The following is a 26,337-nucleotide window of genomic DNA, read 5'->3' on the forward strand; positions in this document are numbered from 1 at the left end:
AACGAGTAAGCCAGCACCCAGCAAAAGACACCGCCGACTTGATCCCAAGACGATGGAAGCTACTGTTCGCAGACAACCCGTTGAAATCGCCCTTGCTCTGAGTGTCAAGAACGGCGTGAAATGAACGTTAACTGGTTTACCGGACGCTTACAAAACAGCCCGCGGACCACCTAATTATAAATTAGCGTATTTCAGACCAATCAAAAGTAAAACACTTAATGAAATTCATCAAGCGTTTTATTGGAGCATATTTCAACCTATATCATAGCTACTCAGTAGGATGAATGAGTTTTGAATGGAAAAACTGAAGGAATATAGCGATCGATATTTCGGTATGGAAAGAGTCATTAAGGGAGTGACAACCATCTTTTATTTGAATTAAATCTGATCTTCCTAACCATTTTCTATGAAGTTTATCGCTGTGCTCTAATGGTACTGTTGTATCATTAGAGCCATGTACAATTAACATAGGTGTTATTTCTTTAAGCGCTTTTTCATAAAGGTCTATTCCTAAAGCTTCTTCATAAAAAATCCAAGGTGTTTTTCTTCCTCTAGAAATAAATCCATCTAAGTAACCTTTCTTTTTCCATAAGCTCACCCCATCAGGGCCTAGCTGCTGATTTCTTACTGCCACATAATCAGTAACTGGAGAGCGCAATGCGATAGCTTTTGATTCACTCACAATATTCGATGCCAGAATGGATGTTGCTCCATAACTAGCGCCAAATAAACCTATAGGTAAATGTGGATATTTTTCACGTAGTAGCATAAACATATGCTCTACAATTGAAGCACCTTTACAAATAGTTAAATCAGCAGTAGAGCCATCACTCTGACCATGACCTGGAAAATCAAATCGTAATGATGAAATACTGTTTTCTGACAATCTTCCAACAAAAGCTAAGTGAGTTTCACTGTTTTTTTGACCACCTAAACCATGAACAAGTAAAACAATAGCCTTTGGTTTTTCTAATTGGACTTCTACGCAGGCAATATTTAAATCGTCACACTCAACAAAAAAGCTATTCTCTTTGAAAGTCATAAATACTCACTTTTAACATGGCAGTGAAACATTTCATTTAGTGCTCTATCTGCGCTCTTAAAAGCTTGGGCTCGACTACGGGGAGAGGGTAAATAATGGTTAAAATATGTTGAACCTTCAGATGGTGTACCAAGAATTGTTATCTTAGATACAGGTAGTCCAGTTGCGTCTAATGGATGATTATTATTATCAACTCTTATTGAGCTATAATTACGCGATTGATGTAAACTACATATGCCATTCTTTAACATATTAGAGATTAGGGGTGATTGAATTTCATCTCTTGGATTATTATAAATAAAACCTTCAATAAGATAGTTTAACTGATGAGTATGTTGAGTTTTTAGAACAGTAGAGCGAGCTACCCAATAGTCATGTTCAATACTGCAGTGTAAATCTGGATTAGGTCCTAGATCAAATCGAAGTACACCCGCTTTTATCAACGCCAACCATTCTCTTCCTCGAGATACAGGAGGGCCAACAATAAGACTCGATATTCTTGGCGCAATAAAAGAAAAAAAATCATTATGTGATTCAGCATTAAGTCGATAATTGTTAACCCCTTCTCTAATAAAGTCACGCACTACTCGTAACATCTCTAGAGAATGCTTATAAGGGCTTAGAGCTTCACCTTTTAGAGATTCATTAACATCATGTTGTAAATGCGAAATAACCATATTTCGTAATTCGACAGGATTATTTACTTTTGGTTTGCTTTTTGAAAGTAGTAAACTTTCTGGATCAAATCCATCTACATGAGACAAAAGAGTGTTTTTGGACTCTAAAACTTGCTCTGGGGTAAGCTTAGAAAACATTTCACGCAAAGCACTCTCTGCATGCTCCCCATCTAAAATACTAGCTTTTCGCATTGAATATGCCGCAAGCATTTCAGCTGCTATAGCTGGAAATATATCTTTCTTAAAATCTAATACTTCCTTATCAGATAATCTAGAGGGTATACAAAAAATTGGTGAATACTTACTAGCTAGGTCAAGAGATTTCTCTGGCCTACAGCTAAATAATTTACCTATTCTAGAAAAACTATAAATTATAGGCTCTTTTCCAGAACGTTCATATTGCAAACTACCGTCTGGCAATTCATAAAAAGAACCTCCAAGCCCTTCTGTAAGTGAAGAAACGACATCTACTGCAGTTAAGCCCATTCCCATTACACCTACAGTTTCGTTTGGCCGAATGATATTTTCAAATTTACAAATAGGGTATGGAGAAAAAACATTTTTTCTTTTATTTTCTACATGCTTTGTTTGGATCCCATGTCCGGTGCAAATAAATATATTATTGGCATCTATGTGATCACCAGACTCGCATGATATTCTAATTTTTTCATCATTAATCGTTTGTATATCAATTGCACACGTATGCTTTTCAATGAGCGTGATATTATTAGGAAGATTTTGTTTTAGCGTTGAATAAACATATTTTAGGTACATTCCAAATAATTTTCGTGATAAAAAGCTACCCGGTTGACATTCAGAATCATGAGTGATCCTTACCCACTCTAAAAATGTTTTCGCTCCATCCAATGGCTTGTTTGAAAAAGTCTCTGCACTAAAGCTATTAACTTGTCCTGTGACTGTATTTAGAAGTAAGTAGTCCGGTTGTTGAGTATCATGAACCCCTTCTCCAGAAATATTAGGATCAATAATAAATACTTTAAAAGAACAGTTAACTTCTTTTTTTGCTTTGTAAATTAACCTATCTAGTACGGCAAGTCCCCATGGACCAATACCCGTAATGACAAGTGAAAAATTTGACATAATAACCTCAATTAATTAACTGGAAACCAGCATATGAAATGGCAACGTTGATAGCAGGATCCATTTTCATTCGCTCAAGCCACGAAATGATATGTGTAGCTCTATCCTCAGAGCGAAAGAATCCTTCTCTCATATGTATCACTGGAAAGTGAGCATAATCTGCAATTGTAACTTCTTCGCCGCAGAGAAAATTACTGGATTTAACTGTTAAAAATGATGCATATATCGATGAAATCATTCGGTCAAATATGTAAGTTGATGCTTGTTTAGATTTATTTAAGTAACGAGCAAGTGTATTCTGGACTGCTACATCACTTAATGCTGCAATAAATGAAGCCATACACTTTGCTTGTTCTTCTGGGGTATCAGGTAATAAATCAGGTCGATATTGCTCAACCATATAACGCATAATTGCTCCTGATTGGGCTAATATTAAGGAGGGAGCATTTTGTTTTCTGTCGACTAAGGCTGGAACTGTTCCGGCTGGAGATATATCTAAAAACCAGTTTTCTTTATGTTCCATATTTACTAGGTTCAATTCATGTTTGTTTACATCGACACCAGCTAGTTCAATTGCAATGGCCGCTCTAAGGCTATTCCCCGATTTTGCATAATAAAAATCAAAATTAGCCATTTTTATCATACTCCTTTTGAGTGATTATTTTATTTGTTACTAAATTTCTAAATTGGCCTGTAACCATAAATACACCGAAAAATATCAGAATAGTTGCTATTATCAACGAGCTATTAAATGATTCTGAAAGAAAAATAACACCAAATACAATACTAAACAACGCACGTAAATACGCGTTTGAAGTTGTTGCCAAAGAACCTAATGTTTTTATTAATCTAAAATATATTAAACTTGCTAGTGCTGTTGAGAGAAGAGTTAGAGCTAGCAGAGCTAACGAAGGCTCTAACTGAAAGGTTAGATTAGATAGAGGCTCGAATATTAAAACAATAGGAGATATTAATAGCGATGCTAGCATTAGTGATGTACTAGCAGTAACAAAAACCGATTGATCACTAAAACGACGACCAAATATTGCGCCACTTGCATATGAAAAACTAGCACCAAAAACGGCTAGTACAGCTAATGAGTTATTACTTGATACAGCGTGCCCTTGTGATGATGCGATTAAAGCAACTCCTGAAATTCCAAATAAAATACCTACAAACTTTTGGGGGTCGAACTTTGCAGATTGTAAGATGAAAACTGTAATAATAAAAACAAACATCGGGGGCGTTGAATTAATAACGCCAGCAGTACTAGAGTCCAAATATTGCTCTCCCCAAGTAATTAAAAAGAAAGGCAATGCTCCTTGTAAGCTTCCTTGGATTAATAGTTCTGCCCAGTTCCGAGAAGTAGTTGGAAATTTATCACATCGAGCTAAAGCAATAATCAATAAAATTGCTCCACCAAAAAACATCCTTATCATGACAATAGTCATTGGAGGAAAAGCCTCAAGTGCAACTTTGATGAACGTAAATGACCCACCCCATAATGCTGCAAGAATAAGTAAGAAAATGTACTCTTTCAAAGGTACAGCGTCTTGTTTATTTGTCATAACACATCCTTAATATTTGCTGTTCAAAATTTGAGAATACTGATTCAATTTCACAAGTATCGAAAGAACCTATACGATATTGAATTTCGATATTTAGAGAATTAGAAAAATCTCGAATAAGGAACAATAGGTCGTACTTCAACTTGTAACCTAAGTCTTTATGAATACCCATAATTTCAGGACCTTTTACGACTTGTGGCATATAGTTAAGCGATACACCAGTTAAAGGATTTCGATCTGATAGAAATGGTAATCCAAGAGAATCAATAACTTGATCAAACTGGTCAAGTTGATGACGAGTAGCTTCTGTCAATAGTTCACGTACTTTAAATACTAGAGAGGCGCTATCAAGCTCATCTAAATTTGAAATACGTAAAGAGACAAGATTAATAAAGTTTCCAATTACATTACGAATTTCAGGATGCGCACGTCCTGCTAAAGGAGTTACTATCGCAATATCATTAGTTTCTGAAATTTGAGAAATCAACTGAAAATACGCAGACAGTAATATTATATAAGGTGTACAATTTAAAGTGCGTGCACGAGACCTTAAAGCTATTGTGGTTTCATTTGATAATCGATGCTCGTACGAGTGGCAACGCTGATGGTCTAAAGTTTTATTACGAACTTGGAAATATTTATGCTTATAAATATTTGGTTTGCTCAGCATGTCTGGAAAAAAATTAGAAATGGTTTTAATATTTTGATTTGAGAAAAAACATGCGATATCTTTATAAGATATTAAATTATTATTACTATTTCTAAATAGTACTTTATCTTTAAACCAATCATTTAATAGATTGGACAAAATACCTTGGCTAGTTCCATCACTAACCATATGATGTACATTCCATAAAAGTTTACGCTGATTCTGAGGAAGTATTATTAGGCAAGCCCTAAAGCAAGATTTTTTAGAGAATAAGTCAATTACTTTCTCACCTTCAAATACTTTCATATCCGATAACTGTTTTTTAATGCTTGACTCTGGGGATTTACTTAAATCGACTACATCCAGTTTGAAATCAGATGTAGGGTCGATTTTTTGCAAAATCTCCCCCGTTTCATCAATGCTAAATACAATACGTAAACTATCATGATGAACAGCAATATCTCCTATAGCTTGTAATACATCAAGTTTAGAAACATCATTAGGTAAATCAAACAAGGCAACCATATTGCACCAATTTCGATTACCATTTGCACAGAATGTTCGAACGTATCTCCGCTGCTGGGGAGTCAGAGAAAAAAATTGTATATCCGGAGCTGTTGGAATCGGTACAATTTTTTTTCTCGGTTGATTTTCTAATAATTTAGCCAAATCTTGAGGCGTTGATGCATCAAGTAAAATGCTGGCATCCACATGAAAAGATAAACGCTCCGATAGTATGACACTTATAGCGGTTGCAACGAGACTATCTCCTCCCAAAGAGAAAAAGTCATCTGTTACACTTACTTTATCCAACCCCAGTTCAGTAGCAAAAACCTCAGTTATAATTATTTCATTATTTGTGGCAGGAGGGACATAAATATTACTTTTTTGATCGGGTACATGTAAGCTATTTTTATCTATTTTACCATTCGGAGTTAATTGAAAAAATTCGCAGTGAATAAACCTAGATGGAATTGCGGCTATGGGACAACGCTCTATCATAAAGCTTCGAATGTCTGAAATATCAATTTCTTTACCTGAATGAGTTAAGTACCAAGCTATTATTTGCTTTTGGTTTGTCTTATGGGCAGTATTAGCTAGAAGTATTGCTTTTGAAATTAGTGGATGCAATTCCAAAATTGCAGCAATACCTGATAATTCAAATCGAACCCCCATTATTTTAATTTGGTCATCTTTACGTCCACGTAAATGTAATTCCTCATTGGAATCTATAAACCCAAGATCTCCTGTGAGGTAATGTTGACGACCGAATATATCCGACATAATTTCTTTAATTTCGTATTTATTATGTAGATATCCCAAACTAGTATATGGTGTTTCAATTGCAACTTCACCTAGCTCCCCCTGAGGCATGAGTGTTTGTTTAGGAGAGAGAATAATAAATTTCACATCAGGAAGCGGATATCCACAAGATTGAACTCCATTTATGGGAGGTTCAGTTATACGAGCATGAAATTTGGCGAGAGTTGTCTCTGTAGGTCCATATAGATTATGTATCACTGTATTCGGAAAAAGTAATTTCCAGCGATCAACAAGTGAACTATGTAAAGGCTCTCCTGCAAATAGAGTTTCTCGTAAACATTCTATTGAGACCTTATCATTTGTAGCAGATAAAATAGATTGAGCAATAGATGGGACGGTGTGGATTACGGAAATATTCTTACTTGCAATCCACCGAGCTATAGACTGTGCAGTATTTGCTTCATTACTCATGGGTAAAACTGAAGTTGCGCCACTTGTTAATGGTAAAAGGATATCTCGAAGTACAACATCAAATGAAAAACGAGTAAGAAGAGCAACTTTGTCATTTTGTGTTAAATTAAGCATATCTCGTTCCCAGCCTACGAAGTGAGCTAATGAACTACGCTGCCCTAGAACAGCTTTAGGAGTGCCTGTAGAGCCAGAAGTAAAAAAAATGTAGCAAGGTAAATTTAAGTCACTTTCAATGACAGTTGTTTGATATTCAATAATGGACGTTCCACTAAAATCGAGCTCAATACGCTTTAGCTCAGGAATTAAATTAAGGGTGTTTTCTGAATCATAAACTACTTGCGGAGAACTTAGCTCAAGCATCTGAGTTTTACGGTGGTCTGTTAAAGAGCAGTCAATTGGAATAATAACTAATCCGTTTAGCAAACCAGCGATCAAGGCCGAAAGAGTATTTGAGTCTGGCTTTCCGTGTATAGCAATTCGATCACCGCAGTTTAGTCCTGCCTTATCAAAACTATAGCGACATTCATTAATCATGGCTTGAGCATCTTTTCGTGATACAGACTGATCTCCATGAATCCATAAAGGGCTATTGTTAAGAGTGAGCCCGTCGGCTATAAGTGAGTTTAAAAGTTGAGGAAAAGAATTCATGCTAAAGTCCGTGCGCGATTTGAATGATATATTTCTGACATAGGATCTTTCTGCCCTATAAGCACATTATAAACAGCTTGAGCTATTGCTGGTGCTTGAGCGAAGCCACCAGTGTTATGCCCTCCTATTTGTAGCAACACACCTCCCGATTCCATTTCCTCACTAGTAAATACCCCTAAACCAGATGAAGTCCAGGGACGTACACAGTATTCAGGTGGGTTATTCAACATACCTTTTCGAATAGCCTCAGCGTATTTATCTGGAAATAACTCTTGAACGGTATCTTTGATAGATTGAAACAGTTCATCTTTGCCTGACTTTGTAAAATTATCAGGTGAAAGTCCAATAAAACCATGTCCTGAACTGCAATAAATAACTGGATTTCCATTACAATCATGTCCCGGTATTATATTTGCACCTTCAGAGGATTCAGCTGAAGCATACCCCTTCCTTCTAACTTTTAGGGGGGATGTAAGAGGATTAACTTCATTTGGAAGTGTTATCCACATGCCTGCAACTGAGGCTATATCGTCTAGCGGTGTTAAATGACCATGGCCAATACGCGCATAAGCCCCAGGACATAAAACAACGTGATCCGTGGTGTTTTTTTGTGAGCCAAACTTAAGAGAGACTACTTTTCCCGAGCTGTTTTTTTCCACGCCATCAAAATTACTATTCCAGTGAAATTTAACTCCGAGATTTTTTAATAAACGGATAATATTTCGAGATAGACTAATTATGTTTACTGAAAAACCCTCGACACTCAGAGCTCCAACAATTTCATTGGTTGAAACAGCATCAGTAAAACAAGGCTCAAGTTGAGTAAGCCTTTCAGCTGTAATTATTTCTTTGCAGCTCCCGAGAGATGTTTCAGTACTTATTGCTTTTTGAAAAGCCTCTTGAGTTTGGTATATACGCAATAGATTATTTAAAAAATTCACACCTCTCAGCAACTTCGGATAAGTAATAAAAAGGCCTTTCCAGTCATTATAACTATTGCGGTTGTAATTAATAATATCTTCATTATAAACACCAGCAAGCCATGAAGGCATATCCTCAAGGCGCTTGATCCAACTTTTTTCTAATGGATCTAAAGATGTAAAATCGTGACAAAGCCAACCGCCGTCTCGTACTCGAGCTCTAAATGACTGGTTGGGTTCTGAGTTAGATTTTAGCCCGCGGTATAAGTGCTGCCGTGATTCATTAAATGAAAATATGCGTGCATTCATTCCTCCAAATGTTGCTCCTGAAATACCCAGAGTAAATTCTGTAGTTAATAATGGATCTGGCATTCGATCAAAAAATTCAATAGAAAATCCAGCTTGCACTAACTTCAAAGCCGTTACCAGATTTACAATTCCGGCTCCAACCATTGAAACTGACTTTTTTGAGTTTATCTCTATTTTAGCTAATTTTGCAGGTTTTGGTCGAATGAATCTTTCTGCTTCAATGAAAGCTTGATGTACAGCTAGATCTAAGGTGATTCCTGATACAATAGAAAGTTGTGGTAGAGCATATATTTCATCCTCTAATTTAAAATCTGCTAGACCAAATAAAATCACACATTCAGGTAGTGAAGGTGTTGTAATATTTTTTAGAATATATCGATCTTCAAACGATAAAATGATAACTTTAGTATTCATTTCATCTAACTTTCTACGAATGACTTCGGGATGCTGGTTTAATAAATCTCCAGAAAAAAAACTCACCTTGCTAGATGAAAATTTTTCTTCTACGCTTTTTGGTATTGAAGTTAAAAAGGTTATCATAATTTAAAATGAATTATTTTCATTCCTCCTTGGATTTTTTATTTTCAGTCCATTAAATATTTATAATGAAAACAAATATTTTTATTTGAATTGTGTTTTAGAGTTATAGGTTTTTTTCATCCAAAGCTACATGCTGATATATTTAAATTATTATCTATAATAAACAGGGCAGAGAAAATTAAATATTGCATTCCTTTGTTTGAACTATAATCCTCATTCCTCAGTAAAATACCTAGATCAGTAGCTTAAGTCAACTAAAGCTGCAACCAAAGACTATCAGCTTGCTTTAGGTAATCTAACAAAGCAACTGAAGACGCGAAAAGTTGACATCCTAAATGCTAAAAAGTATGAGAGCCAGGCAGATTACGCTGAAAAATTAACTCAAATCTGGCAAGAATATAGTGACCTTTGCTCTCAATCAGAGTTATTTAGCAGTTCGCTAGCCGGTGAACAAGCTAAGGCAAAAACCGACTTGCGATTGAAAGAGGTCGCTGATTATTTGCTTACGATTGATTACCAAACACAGCTAAACTCAATTGAAATCTTAAAGCAAAAGAGGGATGACGCTCAACAAACGCAGGCAATTATCAATACGAATATTACTCAAAAGCAAGCACAAGTTACGGCTAAAAAACGTGAACTGAATGACGAAGAAAAAGGAGCTAAAAAGGTAAATGAATATCTGAATAATTTTTTTGGGCATCAGTTTTTGACGTTGGAGGCTAAAAAGGATGAAGGGCCAACGCAAGAGGCAAAACGTATTCGGTTTGAAGTGATCCGTGACGGTAAGAAAGCTTACCACCTAAGCGAAGGTGAGTGCAGCTTGCTGGCATTCTGCTACTTTTTGGCCAAGTTGGATGATGTCGCAACCAAAGACTCAAAACCCATTATTTGGATTGATGATCCTATCTCCTCGCTCGATGGCAACCATATTTTCTTTATTTATAGCCTATTAAATGCAGAAGTGGTCGAGAAGAGGAAGTTTGCACAACTGTTTGTATCAACACACAACCTTGATTTCTTGAAGTATCTGAGAATGCTGAATGGCAAGTATATCGACCCAGCAGGCTCTGGAAAGTTAAAAAGCTATCAGAAAGACTTCTTTGTTGTGATTAGGCAAGGTAAATTTTCTACAATTCAGTCTATGCCTGATTACCTAAAAAAATACATCACAGAGTTCAATTATCTTTTTCATCAAATATATAAGTGCGCCAATGTTGAAAGTATTGATGATGCAAACTTCAACTCGTTTTATAACTTTGCAAATAATACGCGCAAATTTTTTGAGATTTATCTTTACTATAAGTACCCTGATCAAGCATCTGATGCAGATAAGTTAAAGCTGTTTTTTGGTGATGAAAAAATTCCAGCAGTGTTAGTTGATAGAATAAATAACGAATTTTCACATTTAAAAGGGTGCTTCGAAAGTGGCGCGATACCTATCGATGTACCAGAAATGCAAACTGCAGCTAGACAAATCATTGAGCGACTCAAACAAGACAATGAGCAGTTTTCTTCATTAATGAGAAGTGTTGGGGAACCTAGCGACAATATATAGTCTATTAAACCTATACGGTGTTCTTTGCTTTAGACTCAATAGAAATACAGTACTCCTTTACGGATTGTGTAAATTATAAGGCTTGATAGTACGAAATAATCCTAGACTTAAACGAACTCATTGAAAGCTCTGCTAAGGTTGAGTGATTGATGAGTTCGTTTAAATTACTCCCGAAGATGTCATCCACATTGATATCCGAGAAAGTCTTTCGAGTATCGTCTTGGTAGCCATGATTGCTGTTAGCTTGATTATTGGGGATTTCTACACCTTCAAGTAGTCGATCTGTTTGTTCGTAATGATACGAGTCAGGAATAGCTTGATTTAGGCGCTCTGCATACTCGACTAAATCAGGTTCAGCAAGTACGAACATATAGCCAATGGCTGTTTGTTCTGTGGTCATGCGTAAAATACGGCCAAGTATCTGTCTAAAGTAGAGCTCTGTTGTGACATCCGTAAGGTTGCAGCAAACTTGAAGTCTTGGGATGTCAGTGCCTTCACTGATCATTGCAATGCTGATAATCCACTCGCTAGAGTCGTCGCGAAAGCTATTAATAAGCTCAGCAGAGTCTTCTTGTTTGTATGAAACAATGATTGCACTCTTACCAAAATGACCCGAAAGAATAGCTTGTATCTGCAAGGCATGAGCGTAAGACGCTGCGACAATTAAGCCACCTGAATTAGAGCTCGTAGTTCGTAGCTCATCTAACTTCTGGATGCTCAGCGACAGCATATAGGTAATGGTCTCTGGTTGTTTCAAAATCATGCGATAACTAACATCACCGTTTTCTAGTAGCTCTGCAATACTTCGATAAGTTTTTCTTTCTTGACCTTTACGAACCATTACTTGGTCTGTATCAATAGCTGTTATGAGAGGGGCGCGGCAGACCTTATCGTTAATGGCTTCTATTAGGTCATAAGAGAAATCGCATTGTATATTGCCTTCAGGGTCAGAATAACGAGCGAGAGGGATTGGAAGCGTGTCTGCGCGCCATGGTGTTCCAGTTAATGACAAAGTGTAGGTGGCTAGCTTTTGGATGGTAGAGAGTAGCTGAAAGCCCCATGTGTTTGATAGAGAGCTTCCGTCACCTGCACAATGATGGATTTCGTCAAAAATAACGAGTACTCGGCTCATGCTTAAGTTATTGATCAGCTCATTTATGTTGGTCATAGAGTGATAAGTTCGCGAGGTTCCTAGAGCTCCCAACTGACCATTGAAAGGGCGCTCAAGAATTTGTTCAAACGTTACTCTGATGCTTTGGCTTACGACCTTTGAGGGTGAGAAGCAGACAATGTAATCAATCTTTCTTTTATCTAACAGAGACTTGGCAACATAACTGGCCATAATTGTTTTACCAGACCCAGGTGTCGCAAGAACTAATGCATCTGAGTGGTTTAGGTATTGGTTCAATACCTGATGAATACAACGTTTTTGCCATTCTCTTAGCATGTCTTAGTACTTTCAATGTTAGCTGCCTGCATAACTTTTTTAAGTGCATTTAAGCGACCATAAAGCTGTGTTGACTGTTCTTTTGCTTGCTGTAATAGAGTTTGAATGATCTGACGGTTCGCTGGATACTTAGTAAGCAAATCTCTGTAAGCGTCAATTTCTCCAAGTATCATCTTTAGTTCAGCACCTGTTTTCACTTCTTCAATTTTAAGCTGTTGTACTTGATTGCTGCCTTTAGCTTCAGGGGTGTTATTCAATTTTATTGTACGGGATTTTTGCTGAAGCGAATTGAGTAGTTCATCTGTGAAATGGTAGGTGCGAAAATTTCTGTTTCCACTAGCTGTTACTAGGTTTTGAGTCGTCAACCTACCAATGTTTCTTGCGACAAACCTAGTGGATTGGATGGTATCTAATTCCGTAGTGGTTGCTGCTAATTGAATTAACTTTTTTCTTGTAATACTGGTTCCTTCCAAGTGCTGTAGAAGTTCTTTGAACTGTTTGTTCAAAGAAAATGGTTTTGCTGTCATGTTTGGTCTCAAAAATCTAAAAACTTAGGATTGCTAAGTATACAGAAATAAGTAAAACTTAGACAATCTAAGTGTGTGAGACTTTTAAGATGAAAATACTTTGGCTGTTAACCCTATACCGCTGCGACTTAAGCAGGCTCGGAAACTTATTGGCATATCCCAGAAAGAATTGGGGGTAAGAATAGGTATGGACGAAAGCTCTGCTAGTGGTCGTATGAATCACTATGAAAAAGGCAGGCATGTACCTGACGTGGATACGCTTCGTAAGATTGCTGCGGAGCTGAATGTGCCACTGAACTATTTCTTTTGCGAAGATGATTTAAGCGCCGAGTTAGCATGTTTGATTTCTAGGCTTGATGATGAAAGCAAGAAAGTCCTGATTTCAGAGTTAGCAAAAACTAAAGACAGTAACGGCTCTTAGTGGTATTCATCTTTCGCCATAGGGTGATGGATGATTTTTCAATTCCCAATACCGCATGACGATGAGTTGCTTGTTAGTATTTTAGCTCGCTTTATAGCAAGGCAAGGGCTCAGAGAAGATAAAGCTGCTCTCAGTTTACTATTTGGAAGTCGCAACATAGTACTGTCACCTTTACTTCAGGGGCATCTTTCTGATTTGTACCGATCCGTCGGGCGCTTATGGCCTATAACCCCCAATGAAATTCTCGAAAAGCATTCAACACTCCCCTTATTTAAGTCGTTTGTTGAGCCTGATAGGTATGCGGCAATATGTTCTGATTTAGCTTTTGACTCTAAAAGCCATTCGATGCTTAAAGCAGGAATTAACGCGTCTTCCTTGGTATTTCCGGCTTGTTATCGGTATTGCCCAATTTGTTTCAGTGAGGATATTAACCAGTTTGCTTATAGTTACTGGAGACGGCAATTTCAGTTACCAGGAGTCTGTGTATGTTTACAACATCATTGTATGTTGATGGATTCTCACTTTGATCTTAAGCCAAGCCGCCGTCATAGATTTATAGAAGCTTCGAGTCTTTCAGACATGTCGATACCGTCTGCTGCTGAAGTCTGTGAAAAACTAATTCTCGTTGATATGGCTCGTAATATTGATCAATTGCTTCATCAGTCTTTTCCGTACATTTCACCAGATCAGTGGACGGTATTTTATGATGCAAGACTTAGAGAAGTTGGATTAAAAAGCGCTAGAGGCGTTGAACATCATCAGGTTGAAAATCAATTAATTCAGTATTGGGAAAAAAACTTCTTAGCAGAATGCGGTTTAGATCTCGTGGGAGGAGTAACGTGGCTTCAGACATTTTTTCGCAAACATCGAAAGCATTTCTCTTATCTACATCACCTGCTGTGCCTACAAGCGCTATTTCCGAATTGGAAACTGAATGATGTTTTTAGCGTGGCATCAAGTATTAGGGGGCAGTCTACTAAGCGGGTATACAGCTCTTCTCAAGCTGACTTAAGAGCACCTGAGTATCGGGCAGTTTGGCATGATCTTAAAAAAGAGAATGCATCTCTCAAAGATATTAGAGCAACTAGGGAAGGAGCACGTGTCTACTCATGGCTTTACCGATTCGATAATGTATGGTTGAAAGAGAATCTTCCCGCCCCGATCAAGAATAACCTTGGTCGAGTTGTCGATTGGAAGAAGCGAGATCTAGAAGTTGTTAGGGCGCTTTTAAAAATCCGCAGCAATAGTTTTGATGAGTTGTCATTACCAAGAATGTCCCAGCAATGGTTTATTACTCAAACTAAATTGCGGTGGGGAGTTGATAAGCATCTTTCTAAGTTACCGCTTTGCCGACGTTTTTTTATTAAATACACAGAATCTGTTGAAGAGTTCCAAGTTCCTCGTGTTCTCGCTATTATCGTTAATGCCATCAACTTTAACGAGCCTATACCAAAAATATATGAAATCGAACGCCTTGCTGGACTCAGTAAAAAACGCATTAGAAACGCTGCGCGACGGATTATCAGAGAAGATTTCTCAATGGTTTCCAGCCCTAAGTTATCTGCCAAGAAATACCGAGCTTATTAAAGTTCATGGCGTGTTTCGATCAAAAAACTTGCTGAAAAACAAAGATATTTTTTTTTGCTGTTGAGTGGAAGGATGGAGTAAAGTCATCTCTACCTATTGAAATGGCAAGTTTTTTGGCACCTGGATTGTCATTTCAAGATAAAAAAGTCGTTTCTCGGTCACAGTGTGATCGACAACTAGTTCATGTTATTAGCCTAGAGCGAGTTGATAAAACTTCAGATCATTATCAGTACTTCTATAATACTGATAAAGGTTTGATGAAGTTCACAGGGTTTGAACTAGCTAGGACTTTATTTTTTCACAATCCGCATCTTGTCCGAGCAGCGTACACTGCAAATGGTTTAAGCGCTCTAGCGTTTGTAAGTCGCAGTCAGTTGCAAATCGAAATTAGCTTCCCTGAAAGTACTAAATACCCTGTTAGCTTCATAGGTACAAAAAGTAAGAGAACGCATTTAGCTTGGATGTTACTTGATGGAGAAGCTAAAAAGAGTGCGTTTTCTGTCTTTGAGTCCTTTAAAAGTGATGCGGGGAAATTAGGGTTTAAATTTACCCCACCAAATCTAAAAGATTGGCAGCTCGAAGTCTCTTTATTTTCATCTTCTCGGGATGAATTCGCGGCGTTTTCTCGAGATTTAACTCTTTGTGTGAAAAATCAACAGCCTATTCCCTTAGTTCTTAAAAAGCATAAGTCTCTCAAGAATAAGCAATTGCGGTACCCACAGGCAGATAGTGCCATCATTTTATTGATGAAGATGGGCTATGGAATGTTAGCTAAGCTAAGTGAATATCAGGGCATTATATCTACTGGTATTGAGACTGAAATTGAAGATGCTTTGACTGTAGTGCTTAATACAGTTGTGGAAGTGGTTCAGGAATGGCCTGAGATTGTGAATGTTTCTGATTTCAAACAACAAACACCATTGATGCTTGCTGCTCATCAAAAAGATTATGAGATGGTAGAAGTATTACTGAAGGCAAAGGCAGATCCTAACCTAAAAGATTTTACAGGTAGAACCGCACTTCATTCAGCCGCCGCTAGCCGATGCTTAAAATCTGCCCAACTACTGCTTGAATATGGTTGTGACGATAAAATAACTATGCAGGAAGGAGCAACCGCCTTACATACAGCAACTCGTATGGGTGAGCTTCCAATAGTTAAGTTGCTAGTGAAGAAATCGCCAAATTTGCTTCTTGTTAAAGATCCAAATGGCGTCACTCCTCAAGAGCTTGCTAGGTCAATTGCCGAAAATATTGGTTTGTATGAATATCTTAAAAGATACCTTTTGTCAGAAAATAGAACCGTTGTAAGTCATAAGAAATATCAGGAACTGAGCGAGTACTTTGAAGGAAAAAATCATAGTTGATGGCTGGATTTTTAAGCGTATTGGACTTCATAAAGCACCACATTATTTAACTAGGTTTTAACGTTAATGAGTGTCTAGTAAAGTCAGGAAAGTCCAAACCGCCAAAACGAGTGGAATGAAGATCGCCGCCCAGAAGCCAGGCAGTTGATAAGGGAGGTTGTAGTGTGCCATGCTACGTCCTTGTTAATTAATGTCAGTAGTATGTCAGCGTATCAATATATTACTGTCCAGGGCTTGTGTGGTAATGGCAATAAATTTGACCATACGGATAAAACAAATTAGGGACAAGCTATGCCATTAGATTCATCTTTTACCTCTGAACAACGCGACAGCATCAAGATAAAAAGCTTTATTTTTCACGTTATCGAAGTTAAGAAGAACCATAATAGCAAGTCGGTTTCCGTCGTTGAAATAGACAAGGTAGCTCTTGCACCAGCTCAAGAGAAGTTCTTCACTGATCACTTCAAACACACAGCTGAAGGCACTCAGTTCTTGTTCACAACCTATGGCGGCAACCTGAAAGATAAAGGGCTGGACTTAATTCAAAATCCATCGAAGTTCATACAGATCTCCAAAGATGCTGCCCACGAATTTACAGGGCATCACAAAACACAAATGTCAGATGGTGTATTTGTATTCTCTTTGGTGGAGTATGACTTTGCTCCAGGCCAACCAGAGCATGCATTGTTCCTGCTAAAATTTAACAAGCAATCAAGCTTTCCTTACAGCTATGAGACAGACCTTAAGACTGGTGAAATGGTTGCTACTGTTGACGCCTCCCATACATCACTTGTACAAGATAAGAAAGCCATCAGTAAAAGTGCGATCATAGACCTAACCAACGAGTTCACATGGGATGTCTTAGCAATCGATACAAAAGACGGACCTGGGGTAACGGACTACTTCCGGGACTTTATGGAAGTAACACCGAAAGACAAAGGAGAAATTCTCACAGATAAGGCGAATAATACAGTCAGAAAGTGGGCTAGAGCTGCAGAGAGAAATCAGTCATTTTCTGGTGGGGAAAACTACAATACCGTTTGCGGCAGATCATTCGAATATCTCAATAGCAACAGTACCTTTAAAACAGACGACTTTATAAAATATGTTGTTAAAGATGCTAGCCCTGCCAAAGAGAGAGCTTTGAGAAACACTTTAGAAGAAAAGTTAAAAAAAGAAGGTGTCTACGGACAAAGCTTCAGTATCGTCCCTGAAGCAATACGGACCGGAGGCAAAGCAGTAAAATATGTTACAGATGAAGGAGTAGAAATCAGCTATACTGGTGATCAAAGTAAATCTAGGATTGAGATCGACGTTCAAGAACATCAGACCGTCATGACCATCACCACTAAAAAGCTAAAGACCGATGTTAAGTAAAGACTTCTTCGATCTATATAACACTATTTCCAACAGGTTCTCTGATATTTCTGAGAGTGAGGTATTATTTTCAGGACTTGTAGAACTTGAAGATAGTGAACTGATTTCGTTCTTGCAGACACTAGATCGAGATGGATTAGACACGCCTAAGATAGACGTAATGTATGACACAAGTAGCCAGCACTCTCTCAGCATAAAAGATTTAGATGACCCTGAATTGTATGAAGACAGCGCCCCTTGGAAAGTCACATTAAGTAAAGACAACATTGCAAAAAAATTATCTGATTTATCGGGTGACACACATCTCTTTCTCAATATAGAGAGTTTTTTTTCATTTCTTGAACTCCTTGATCCGTTCCAAAAAGATAGTCATCGTTATGATAGCCATACTCGTCTGTTCTTAGTGAACGGCTTGGATAAACCAATGGGTGGCGAGCATTTCTATGCTGTTAGCACTAACTCTGGCTTTCCCAATCTTGAGCCTAAACTTCCAAATTCTGACGATGTACACAACCTTGTACACGTAAACACTACCGAATCTGTGCGTGTGTGCCCTCGCTCTATCTCTCTAAATAGCGCTGGTTCAGAGCTCACTAATATCCCCAATTTGAAGCGAGGTGTTGCAAAGCTTCTCGCGGCTTGTCTTGTTCAAGAACTGAAAACTGTCGAAGGTATAGAGAAGATCACCGTAAAAGGCAGTAAAAAGCAAACAGTTGATTTGTCTAGCGGCATGGAAGATATATCTGATACTTTTCTCGACCAATTAAATAATGCTGTTATTTGGGTCTATGAAGAACGCTCCGAAACGCGTTTGCAGCTGATAATGGATCGTTTATCTCTCGATATGAACGATACAGATAGCTACCTTGAAGCACTAGATCGCCATTTAGAGAGAGCTCTGGAACAAGCGAAAGATTCTTATGCGTTCGTGATTCTTGACCGAAAGGATGACTACCACAAAGAAGTCCGAGAGCTAATTAAAGACATGAGAACTCAAGCTGATCTGTATGCGACAAAAACGCGCGCTCTCGTCGGTAGCCTTGCTAGGGATACGCTAGGTATCTTGGTATTTCTTAGTTTTTCGTTTATGACAAGAGCCCAGAAATTTGATATGGATGTTTTTTTGACTAATGAAGTAATTAGCCTCATCTTGTCTGTTATTGCTATCTACTTAAGCATATCGCTAGCGCTACAGGTAATGGTCCATTTGAGAGATGATGGGCTTACTAAGCAAGAAAATGATCATTGGTTGAAAGTGCTTCAGAATTATACAAAAACAGATGATCAGAGAGAAAATTTCTTAAAGCCAATTGAGAAACGTCGAAAAACATTCCACTATGCAATGGGAGTTATCATTTTGCTTTACTGCCTATTGATATACATAGTGCTTAATTTACAATGTTTTTTGACTAGTATTTTAAGCAACGGATAAGTCTAGATATTTCGTCTATGTTATAAAATAAAAAATATCAAACTTTAATGTCACTTAGTTGATAGGGAGGCAGTCAAAAAATATCAAACATTACCTTTGCCCGCTCGTCTAAAATCTTCGTTTTTGTATCAAACTATAATGTCGCCGTACATTTAAACGTTTTTAACTGGGGTTGCGGCTTTAAAACTTGCTAAAAGTAGAACCACGAAAGCACTAAATGCTAGAAAGGCACCAATCCATAGGGGGGATACGTAGCTAAATCCTCTACTAATGGCAATACCACCAAGAAGCGCACCTAATGCGTTACCAATGTTAAACGCTGCGATATTTGCCCCACTGGCAACGGTTGGGGCATCACCCGCATATTTCATCATTCTTAGCTGCAATCCTGGTGCGGTTGCTAAGCCAATGGTCCCCATTAATAGCAAGCAAATAATAGTTAAAGCTTGATTTTGCGCATTCATGGCGAATACGGTAAGCACAGCAGCTAAAACAATTAACGCCCCTCCTAATGACATATCAAGCGATTTGTCTGCAGCTTTACCTCCGTAAATATTGCCAACAAAAGTTCCAATACCAAATAGAACCAGTAACCAAGGAATCATGGATTCCGAGAAATGAGAGACTTCTGTTAATGTGAAAGCGATATAGGTAAAGCCACCAATGACGGCACCAAAAGACAGAATACTCATCAATGCAGATACCCAAACCTGAGGGCGATAAAAGACACCAAGTTCTTTGGCAAGGTTGGTATTGGCCTTTACTGGCATAATAGGGATTAAGGTGCGGATGCCAATAGAAGTGATAATACCAATAATGGCAAGTACCCAAAATGTGGCCCTCCACCCTGCTTCAAGACCGACAAATGTGCCAATTGGTACTCCAATGACGTTAGAAACCGTTAAGCCTGCAAACATCAAGGAAATAGCAGCCGCTTTTCTGTTTTCTAGAACCATCTCAGACGCGACAACGGCGCCAATACTGAAGAATGCCCCGTGGCAAAGTGCCGCGATAATCCGACCTGCTAGAAGGGTTTCATAGCTGGATGCCATCGCACAGGTCAAGTTGCCTAGAATAAAAAGTCCAGTTAGCAACATAAGTGATTTGCGTTTTTCCATTTTTATCATGAGTGCTGTTAAAAGTACTGCGCCGATAGCAACACTGAAGGCATAACCTGATACCAGATATCCAGCGATATCTTCTGTTATCTGGAACTCTCTTGCTATTTGTGGAAGCAAGCCCACAATGCCGAATTCGGTTAGCCCTATACCAAATGCGCCAAGTGCAAGTGCAAACAATCCAATAGACATGTATATCTCCCTTATGAAGTTGCTCTTCGATGGTCCGTCATCTTCGATGCCGGAAATATTAAAAGAATGAAATCGTGTTTGAAAAGTGAAAATTCATAAACAGGTTGGGCAAATTGCCTCTCTTTTTAGTTAGAACTTTCATCATTTATGCTAGGTATATATGATGAAGAGCAGAAATGATTTTGGTCTATAGTAGGTATTAGAATGGATAATCTGAAAAAGCTTGATATGAATCTACTGATTACTTTAGATACTTTATTTAATGAATTGAATGTCACGAATACAGCCAAAGTCCTGCATTTATCTCAACCTACTGTTAGCGGCGTTTTTCAAGGTAGTTGTCGCCTAAAATAATTAAGCAGCGTCTTTGTGTTGCTCTGGATTTAATTCCACATCACCTGTTGGCTGCCATTTTCTTTCTGTTTTTGACCAACGCTCAGGGCGCTCTTTCCTTTTTTGCTGATACAAGTCCGCTCGCTTCGCTAAGATTACTTTATCAAGCCCTGCATGCCTTTGATTTGGCGTGACAAACTGGATTCGACTATGGCGATGCTCATGGTTGTACCAATACACGAACTCTTTTACCCACTCTCTCGCACCTTCCAGGGTTTTAAACCCTTCTGACGGCCATCTAGGGTGATATTTCACTGTTCTAAACAGCGATTCTGAGTACGGATTGTCGTTACTCACCCCTTGGTCGACTCCGAGAGGTCACAATACCAAGATCATACATTTTTGCTCTCATCGTTAAGCTCTTCATGGGCGCACCGTTATCTGAGTGTAAGACGAGGTCTTTTTTAACGCATTTTTCTGCCCAAACACTGCGTTCCAGTAAATCGGCGTGCAGGGCTTGATAAAGTAATCTTAGCGAAGCGAGCGCACTTGTATCAGCAAAAAAGGAAAGAGCGCCCTGAGCGTTGGTCAAAAGCAGAAAGAAATTGGCAGCCAATAGGTGATGTGAAATTAAATCCAGAGCAACACAAAGACGCCGCCTAATTATTTTAGGCGACAACTACCTTGAAAAACGCCGCTTCATCCAAAAAGAGTAGCGAGCATCATTGTCTAAAACTCTTCGATGAACTCCAAAAAACAACAAAGTTCACTTTTCATATAGGTAAAAACAACGTACTCACGCCAAATGCCACGACCCCACATAAAATGGGCATCCCCATAGAACGAGTGCGCGTCCAAACCCCATAAGTAACCAGTAGACCAATGCCGGAAGCGAACCAAGACAACGCATCCGCCTGGCTTGGCACCAAGGAAGTACCAAACATCGCAGCAATCATAGTTGGCCCAAGAATGGTTAACCAAGTCGGCATAGACCCCACCGCATTCTCAGATTGTCTTTTCGCTAAGCTGCGCTTCATCCAAATATATGGCACAAGGCGCAATAAATAGGTGCCAATAGCAATGCTAGCAAGCGCTAGACACATAGAGGTTTCCATGTTTATTTCCCTCTCAATGCAGATTGATTTTTCAAAGCATAAAAAAGTATCGCACCACATATTGCAGCCAATGGAACAGCCGCATTGGGGTAACCCAATACTTTTAAGACAACGGCGGCCACCGCGGACAAACCAATGGTCAAAGACCACAAGATATTATTGCAACGGGGAACAAGCAGCACAAAAAACAAAGCTGGCAGCGCAAATGGCAGAATCTCATTGATCAATGGCCAGCGTTGCGTCAATTCGTCACCCGCCATCGCCCCCAGTGCGGTTCCTGCAATCCAGCTTAGCCAACCCAATACCGCTGCTCCTGTGTACCAACCGATACGCGCCTGATCTGGAAGCAAAGGCAAACGAGCATGAGCGAGAGCAAAGATTTGATCGCTCAAACCGAACATCAATGGCAACCACTTTTTATCTTGGTTCAAATACGGAGAGAGATTGGGCCCATACACAATATGACGAGCGTTGATTAACAAAGTCATGATCACCACCAGCCATAGCGGTGCGCCAGAAGCGACCATAGCGACAAAAAGAAACTGTGACGCGCCCGCATAAATAAAGGCCGAAATCAGAATAGTCTCTAACACACTAAAACCAGACTGAACGGAAATCAGACCAAAAGAAGTTGCCACTGGAATGTAACCACCAAGTAGTGGCATCGCGTCTTTTATACCTTGCTTCCAAGGTGTGCCAGAAAATGTTTGAGCGGCTGTATTCATGACTGCACCCCCTGTATGGTATCGTCCTGTTTAGCATAGGTAATGACAATTATTAAAGTTGCCCATGAATCGTCAGTTTGATAACAGTGCGGAACATCGGCCGCAAACGTATGGTTTTTGCCTATTTCCAAATGACGCAAATCATTACTTTCACCCGCCAGCAATTTTCCACTGATCAAGGTGACGGTTTCCGTCGTACCAGCAATATGCGGCTCTGATTGCCTAACCGTATTGGGCGCACATGACATCCAATAAACATCAATTCGCGGATTATCCAGACCTTGATCAATCAACTGAACCTGAATCCCGTTTTCGCCCATAGTGGACTCCAAGCTGGCAATAAGATCCCCAAAAGGCGTATCCAGATATATCGCCAAACGCCAAATGGTTTCTATTGTTGGATTACCCTCACCTTGCTCAATACGCGACAAATTCGACTTCGCCAGTCCAGCGGCTTGCGCAAGCTGAGACAAAGACAACCCTTTTGCCATACGCATTTTTTGTATGTTGCGACCCAGCGAGCCGAGAATGGGTTTATTCATCATGCACCTCAATTTGTTCCTTATATAGAGTGTTCTATATAAAGAACGGAGGGATGTCAATGACATTGCGGGAAATTGAGTCAGCTAATACAGAGAATCAAGGAAAAGCTCTACGTCTGTTCGTAGAGCTTCTTGCGTTCTTAAGACTTAGTCGTCCCTGAATAATGGCGTTTCCTTTATTGTCAAGGGTGTATTGCAAAGGTGAACTGATTGATCTAGGTGTTAAGCGAAGTCGACCTGCTCTGAAATTGCGAATTGGCATGAGCCCCCTGTGTCAGGATAGTTGTCGCCTCATTTGATTTTATAAATAGACAGGGGGGGGGTAAGTTAAAACCAGTGAATTACCAAAGACATTCAAGTGCCTTTAAAGAAGCCATCTTACAGAAACTCAGTCAAAGCGAATTGTCCAGACAGCAGTTTGCAGAACAAGAAGGCATTAAGCTCTCCACCCTGTATAGTTGGCAAAAGCAATTCAACACATCAGGATTTAGCGAGTCAAAAGTGAGTTCATCAGATAAGTGGTCAAATGAAGAAAAATTTGCTGTCGTACTTGAAACTGCCGCCTTGTCTGAAGCGGAGCTTAATGAGTATTGTCGTATGAAAGGCTTATACCCTGAGCAAGTAAAGCAATGGAAGCAAGCGTGCATTGCAGGGAATACAGTGAAAGATAAGCGAAACACTAAGACCACGGCTGAGCAACAGTCGGATAAAAAACGCATTAAAGAGCTAGAGCGAGAACTGAGAAGAAAAGAGAAAGCGTTAGCAGAAAGTGCGGCGTTACTTGTGCTGGGAAAAAAGTTCGATGCCTATTGGGAGGAAAAAGAGGACAGCTAATCACGCTGACCGATAGGCAAAAGTATTCTCAGTGGATCCGTCATGCTATTGAATCAGGGGCACGACAAGAGCCTGCCTGCGAGATGATTGGTTTATCAGTTAGAACGTTACAGCGTTGGTATGATGATGATTCTATTGAGGAAGATAGAAGAGTCACATCGACAAGGCCTGCCCCAGCGAACAAACTGAGCGAGGTAGAACGGCAGAGGATGCTTGAGGTCTGCAACCGTGACGAGTTTGCTTCCTTACCACCGAGCCAAATCGTCCCTATATTGGCCGACAGAGGCGAGTATATCGCCTCAGAATCCAGCTTTTATCGTCTCTTAAAAGCGGAAAGTATGCTCCATCACAGAGGAAAAGCAGCACCAAGGAATGTCCATAAAAAGCCCACGAGCTACACGGCTAAAAAAGCCAATGAGGTGTGGAGTTGGGACATTAGCTATCTGCCAACCACGGTGATTGGTCAGCATTACTACCTGTACATGATAGAAGATATTTACAGTCGAAAGATCGTGGGTTGGGAAGTGCATCATCAAGAAACGGGAGAGCATGCCGCTGATTTATTGGAGCGTAGTGTTTGGGCAGAAAAATGCGTTAAAAAAGACCTCGTCTTACACTCAGATAACGGTGCGCCCATGAAGAGCTTAACGATGAGAGCAAAAATGTATGATCTTGGTGTTGTGACCTCTCGGAGTCGACCAAGGGTGAGTAACGACAATCCGTACTCAGAATCGCTGTTTAGAACAGTGAAATATCACCCTAGATGGCCGTCAGAAGGGTTTAAAACCCTGGAAGGTGCGAGAGAGTGGGTAAAAGAGTTCGTGTATTGGTACAACCATGAGCATCGCCATAGTCGAATCCAGTTTGTTACGCCAAATCAAAGGCATGCAGGGCTTGATAAAGTAATCTTAGCGAAGCGAGCGGACTAGTATCAGCAAAAAAGGAAAGAGCGCCCTGAGCGTTGGTCAAAAACAGAAAGAAAATGGCAGCCAACAGGTGATGTGGAATTAAATCCAGAGCAACACAAAGACGCTGCTTAATTATTTTAGGCGACAACTACCTTGAAAAACGCCGGACGCTTCTATCAGCCTTGCACTTGCATTAGGAAAAAGCGGATACCGGGACTTAAAAAAAACAAGAGATTCTCATTTTAGTACACGTATTCGAACTCTGATTTTAGAGAGTCCAGAAAGTGAGTGGTGCTCTGCCCTTTTAGAGGAACGCTTGCATATAAGCGGAGCAACATTGAGACGTCGTTTAGCAGAGGAAAATACATCAATGCGTGTGCTGTTACGTGAAACTCGGCTTAGTCATGGAATGATTTTATTACAAACAACACATAAACCAATAAAGTTAGTTGCACGGGAATGTGGTTATAAGTCAGCATCTTGCTTTACGCGTAACTTTATCTCTCATTTTGGAATAGAGCCGTCTATTTTGAGAACTTAATAGGAAAAATTCATTTGTCATCCCTGAATAATGGCGTTTCAGACAAGAAGCGCCATATTGTTTTTCTGGCTTCCCAGTGAAAAATGTATTTGAAGCAACAGTAGCCTTAAAAATGGCCCAAAAAATTGGGCATAATAAAGCCACTTGAGTAGCTTACGCAGGTTCTGACCATAGGCGCTTAAGATCACGTTAATCGCATCACCTAGTACGCCAGGGCAAACGCATGAACATTATTTAACCAACCCTATTACTTTAAACAGATACTTATCATCCCAGCCGCAGGCTTTACGTTTATTTTTGATGCCCAGTTTCAAACTTGTCTCCTGCTTTAATAAATTTAAAGCGATTTGTCGGGTGGTGGCTAGGTTTTCTGCGGCGTAACCTTGTCTAGCTCGGCACTGATCTTCTCCAAAAGCGACATCCAACACCCAATGAAGTTGATTTTCGACGCCCCAATGCCCACGAGTAGCCTTTAGCACTCCTTCCGCCGTTATCGCTTTACTGGAAATAAAATAACGAATATGACTTCGGCCTTTTTCATTAGCAACTCGATCTGATTGTATCTCGGCGACAGTTTTTGCTTGCCATTCTGCTGCAATAGACAGGGAGGATAAGTCCGTCGTGACCCAGCATCGACGATGCTCCTTGCGACCATGAGTTTCGTTTTGTTGCTCAAAAAAGTGATCACTTAGCGTGTCTTGTGTATGGTTTTCCCAGTAATGGTCGAAGTAGGTTACAAGCTCTTTATGTAACGTTTTCTGGTTACTTTTTACGGTAACCAAATAGTCTGACTTTCTTTCAATGACCTTGGAGACAATGTCTTTCTGACATCCCATGGCATCCATTGTGACCAAGCAACCTTTGATAGCCAGCTGATCTAGTAACTTAGGGATTGCTTTGATTTCATTGGATTTTTTATCTACTTTGTATTGACCAAGAGACACGCCAGCCTGTGAAGCCCAAGCGTTCACCATGTGAATAGTTTGGTGTTTGTTCGAACACGACGCCCGCACCGTCTTTCCATCAATCGCGACGACGCCAGATAATGGAGTATCGATCAACATATCTTGAATCCAGCCACAAAACATTTCTCGATAACAGGCCGGATCCAACAAAGAAAATAAGCGG

General features: G+C 39.5%; 19 protein-coding genes and 5 pseudogenes. 9 read left to right on the forward strand and 15 right to left on the reverse strand.

Going from position 1 to position 26,337, the window contains the following annotated elements; all coding sequences use genetic code 11:
• Positions 1-268: 268 nt before the first annotated feature.
• The 6 genes from V6259_RS18235 to V6259_RS18260 are packed head-to-tail and all read right to left on the reverse strand — an operon-like array spanning position 269 to position 9,188.
• The gene (locus V6259_RS18235; RefSeq protein ID WP_341585743.1) at positions 269-1,042 is read right to left on the reverse strand and encodes an alpha/beta hydrolase; all 774 of its coding nucleotides are present in this window, start codon (positions 1,040-1,042) and stop codon (positions 269-271) included.
• Positions 1,039-2,820, reverse strand: a complete 1,782-nt coding sequence (locus V6259_RS18240) for an FAD/NAD(P)-binding protein (RefSeq protein ID WP_341585744.1) — start codon at positions 2,818-2,820, stop codon at positions 1,039-1,041. Before V6259_RS18240 ends, V6259_RS18235 begins: the two co-directional genes overlap by 4 nt.
• 7 nt (positions 2,821-2,827) lie before the next feature.
• Positions 2,828-3,454: a glutathione S-transferase family protein gene (locus V6259_RS18245; RefSeq protein ID WP_341585745.1), complete on the reverse strand. Its 627-nt coding sequence runs from the start codon at positions 3,452-3,454 to the stop codon at positions 2,828-2,830.
• A complete protein-coding gene (locus V6259_RS18250; protein ID WP_341585746.1) occupies positions 3,447-4,388 on the reverse strand; it encodes a DMT family transporter in 942 nt (313 codons plus the stop codon). The genes V6259_RS18245 and V6259_RS18250 overlap by 8 nt, the downstream gene beginning before the upstream one ends.
• Positions 4,378-7,419, reverse strand: a complete 3,042-nt coding sequence (locus V6259_RS18255) for an AMP-binding protein (RefSeq protein ID WP_341585747.1) — start codon at positions 7,417-7,419, stop codon at positions 4,378-4,380. Before V6259_RS18255 ends, V6259_RS18250 begins: the two co-directional genes overlap by 11 nt.
• Positions 7,416-9,188, reverse strand: a complete 1,773-nt coding sequence (locus V6259_RS18260; RefSeq protein ID WP_341585748.1) for an FAD-dependent oxidoreductase — start codon at positions 9,186-9,188, stop codon at positions 7,416-7,418. The genes V6259_RS18255 and V6259_RS18260 overlap by 4 nt, the downstream gene beginning before the upstream one ends.
• A 271-nt stretch (positions 9,189-9,459) precedes the next feature.
• On the opposite strand from V6259_RS18260, the pseudogene V6259_RS18265 reads away from it, so the two are divergent.
• Positions 9,460-10,746, forward strand: a pseudogene (locus tag V6259_RS18265) (AAA family ATPase); the annotation flags it as partial.
• A gap of 73 nt (positions 10,747-10,819) precedes the next feature.
• Here the strand turns inward: V6259_RS18265 and V6259_RS18270 are convergent.
• Positions 10,820-12,193, reverse strand: coding sequence for a DEAD/DEAH box helicase (locus tag V6259_RS18270; protein WP_341585749.1), 1,374 nt, complete (start codon positions 12,191-12,193; stop codon positions 10,820-10,822).
• On the reverse strand, positions 12,187-12,720 hold the full coding sequence (locus V6259_RS18275) for a hypothetical protein (protein ID WP_341585750.1): 534 nt from the start codon (positions 12,718-12,720) through the stop codon (positions 12,187-12,189). The genes V6259_RS18270 and V6259_RS18275 overlap by 7 nt, the downstream gene beginning before the upstream one ends.
• Positions 12,721-12,820: 100 nt before the next feature.
• On the opposite strand from V6259_RS18275, the gene V6259_RS18280 reads away from it, so the two are divergent.
• From V6259_RS18280 to V6259_RS18300, 5 genes are all read left to right on the forward strand, one after another.
• Positions 12,821-13,141, forward strand: coding sequence for a helix-turn-helix domain-containing protein (locus V6259_RS18280; RefSeq protein ID WP_341585751.1), 321 nt, complete (start codon positions 12,821-12,823; stop codon positions 13,139-13,141).
• A gap of 30 nt (positions 13,142-13,171) precedes the next feature.
• Positions 13,172-14,728, forward strand: coding sequence for a TnsD family Tn7-like transposition protein (locus V6259_RS18285; protein WP_341585752.1), 1,557 nt, complete (start codon positions 13,172-13,174; stop codon positions 14,726-14,728).
• Positions 14,729-14,985: 257 nt separating this feature from the next.
• The gene (locus tag V6259_RS18290) at positions 14,986-16,092 is read left to right on the forward strand and encodes an ankyrin repeat domain-containing protein (protein WP_341585753.1); all 1,107 of its coding nucleotides are present in this window, start codon (positions 14,986-14,988) and stop codon (positions 16,090-16,092) included.
• Between the two features lie 291 nt (positions 16,093-16,383).
• Entirely contained in the window at positions 16,384-17,469 is a 1,086-nt protein-coding gene (locus tag V6259_RS18295; RefSeq protein WP_341585754.1) for a nucleoid-associated protein, read from the forward strand.
• Positions 17,459-18,901, forward strand: coding sequence for a hypothetical protein (locus V6259_RS18300; RefSeq protein WP_341585755.1), 1,443 nt, complete (start codon positions 17,459-17,461; stop codon positions 18,899-18,901). The genes V6259_RS18295 and V6259_RS18300 overlap by 11 nt, the downstream gene beginning before the upstream one ends.
• Before the next feature lie 152 nt (positions 18,902-19,053).
• Here the strand turns inward: V6259_RS18300 and V6259_RS18305 are convergent, their stop codons facing one another.
• The gene (locus V6259_RS18305) at positions 19,054-20,211 is read right to left on the reverse strand and encodes an MFS transporter (RefSeq protein ID WP_341585756.1); all 1,158 of its coding nucleotides are present in this window, start codon (positions 20,209-20,211) and stop codon (positions 19,054-19,056) included.
• A 354-nt stretch (positions 20,212-20,565) separates the two neighbouring features.
• Positions 20,566-21,052 (reverse strand): annotated as a pseudogene (locus V6259_RS18310) (transposase); the annotation flags it as partial.
• Here V6259_RS18310 and V6259_RS20085 point away from each other — a divergent pair.
• Positions 21,049-21,207 (forward strand): annotated as a pseudogene (locus tag V6259_RS20085) (IS3 family transposase); the annotation flags it as partial. The pseudogenes V6259_RS18310 and V6259_RS20085 overlap by 4 nt on opposite strands.
• Positions 21,208-21,317: 110 nt before the next feature.
• Here the strand turns inward: V6259_RS20085 and V6259_RS18315 are convergent.
• Genes V6259_RS18315 through V6259_RS18325 form a run of 3 tightly spaced genes read right to left on the reverse strand, consistent with a single transcriptional unit; the run spans position 21,318 to position 22,929 of the window.
• Positions 21,318-21,659: an AzlD domain-containing protein gene (locus V6259_RS18315; protein ID WP_341585757.1), complete on the reverse strand. Its 342-nt coding sequence runs from the start codon at positions 21,657-21,659 to the stop codon at positions 21,318-21,320.
• A gap of 2 nt (positions 21,660-21,661) precedes the next feature.
• Positions 21,662-22,384 (reverse strand): AzlC family ABC transporter permease, encoded by a 723-nt coding sequence (locus V6259_RS18320; RefSeq protein ID WP_341585758.1) that lies wholly within the window; start codon positions 22,382-22,384, stop codon positions 21,662-21,664.
• Entirely contained in the window at positions 22,381-22,929 is a 549-nt protein-coding gene (locus V6259_RS18325; protein WP_341585759.1) for a helix-turn-helix domain-containing protein, read from the reverse strand. The genes V6259_RS18320 and V6259_RS18325 overlap by 4 nt, the downstream gene beginning before the upstream one ends.
• A gap of 333 nt (positions 22,930-23,262) precedes the next feature.
• Between V6259_RS18325 and V6259_RS18330 the strand changes: the two are divergent.
• A pseudogene (locus V6259_RS18330) lies at positions 23,263-24,800 on the forward strand (IS3 family transposase).
• A 184-nt stretch (positions 24,801-24,984) separates the two neighbouring features.
• On the forward strand, positions 24,985-25,209 hold the full coding sequence (locus V6259_RS20090) for a helix-turn-helix domain-containing protein (RefSeq protein ID WP_445928523.1): 225 nt from the start codon (positions 24,985-24,987) through the stop codon (positions 25,207-25,209).
• Between the two features lie 38 nt (positions 25,210-25,247).
• Here V6259_RS20090 and V6259_RS18335 read toward each other — a convergent pair.
• Positions 25,248-25,433 (reverse strand): annotated as a pseudogene (locus V6259_RS18335) (IS5/IS1182 family transposase); the annotation flags it as partial.
• Positions 25,434-25,439: 6 nt separating this feature from the next.
• A partial coding sequence (locus V6259_RS18340; protein WP_341585760.1) for an ISAs1 family transposase occupies positions 25,440-26,337 on the reverse strand: 898 nt, incomplete at its 5' end.

It is taken from the genome of Marinomonas sp. TI.3.20 (genome assembly GCF_038155025.1).
Taxonomy (GTDB): Bacteria; Pseudomonadota; Gammaproteobacteria; order Pseudomonadales; family Marinomonadaceae; genus Marinomonas; species Marinomonas flavescens.

What these genes read in the sequence shown, in the direction of transcription:
- V6259_RS18320 (WP_341585758.1), bottom strand. Translation starts at nt 22,384, where the DNA reads ATGAATACAGCCGCTCAAACATTTTCTGGCACACCTTGGAAGCAAGGT.
- V6259_RS18295 (WP_341585754.1), top strand. Translation starts at nt 16,384, where the DNA reads ATGCCATTAGATTCATCTTTTACCTCTGAACAACGCGACAGCATCAAG.
- V6259_RS18250 (WP_341585746.1), bottom strand. Translation starts at nt 4,388, where the DNA reads ATGACAAATAAACAAGACGCTGTACCTTTGAAAGAGTACATTTTCTTA.
- V6259_RS18325 (WP_341585759.1), bottom strand. Translation starts at nt 22,929, where the DNA reads ATGATGAATAAACCCATTCTCGGCTCGCTGGGTCGCAACATACAAAAA.
- V6259_RS18255 (WP_341585747.1), bottom strand. Translation starts at nt 7,419, where the DNA reads ATGAATTCTTTTCCTCAACTTTTAAACTCACTTATAGCCGACGGGCTC.
- V6259_RS18235 (WP_341585743.1), bottom strand. Translation starts at nt 1,042, where the DNA reads ATGACTTTCAAAGAGAATAGCTTTTTTGTTGAGTGTGACGATTTAAAT.
- V6259_RS18270 (WP_341585749.1), bottom strand. Translation starts at nt 12,193, where the DNA reads ATGCTAAGAGAATGGCAAAAACGTTGTATTCATCAGGTATTGAACCAA.
- V6259_RS18300 (WP_341585755.1), top strand. Translation starts at nt 17,459, where the DNA reads ATGTTAAGTAAAGACTTCTTCGATCTATATAACACTATTTCCAACAGG.
- V6259_RS18260 (WP_341585748.1), bottom strand. Translation starts at nt 9,188, where the DNA reads ATGATAACCTTTTTAACTTCAATACCAAAAAGCGTAGAAGAAAAATTT.
- V6259_RS18315 (WP_341585757.1), bottom strand. Translation starts at nt 21,659, where the DNA reads ATGGAAACCTCTATGTGTCTAGCGCTTGCTAGCATTGCTATTGGCACC.
- V6259_RS18240 (WP_341585744.1), bottom strand. Translation starts at nt 2,820, where the DNA reads ATGTCAAATTTTTCACTTGTCATTACGGGTATTGGTCCATGGGGACTT.
- V6259_RS18305 (WP_341585756.1), bottom strand. Translation starts at nt 20,211, where the DNA reads ATGTCTATTGGATTGTTTGCACTTGCACTTGGCGCATTTGGTATAGGG.
- V6259_RS18285 (WP_341585752.1), top strand. Translation starts at nt 13,172, where the DNA reads ATGATTTTTCAATTCCCAATACCGCATGACGATGAGTTGCTTGTTAGT.
- V6259_RS18275 (WP_341585750.1), bottom strand. Translation starts at nt 12,720, where the DNA reads ATGACAGCAAAACCATTTTCTTTGAACAAACAGTTCAAAGAACTTCTA.
- V6259_RS18290 (WP_341585753.1), top strand. Translation starts at nt 14,986, where the DNA reads ATGAAGTTCACAGGGTTTGAACTAGCTAGGACTTTATTTTTTCACAAT.
- V6259_RS18245 (WP_341585745.1), bottom strand. Translation starts at nt 3,454, where the DNA reads ATGGCTAATTTTGATTTTTATTATGCAAAATCGGGGAATAGCCTTAGA.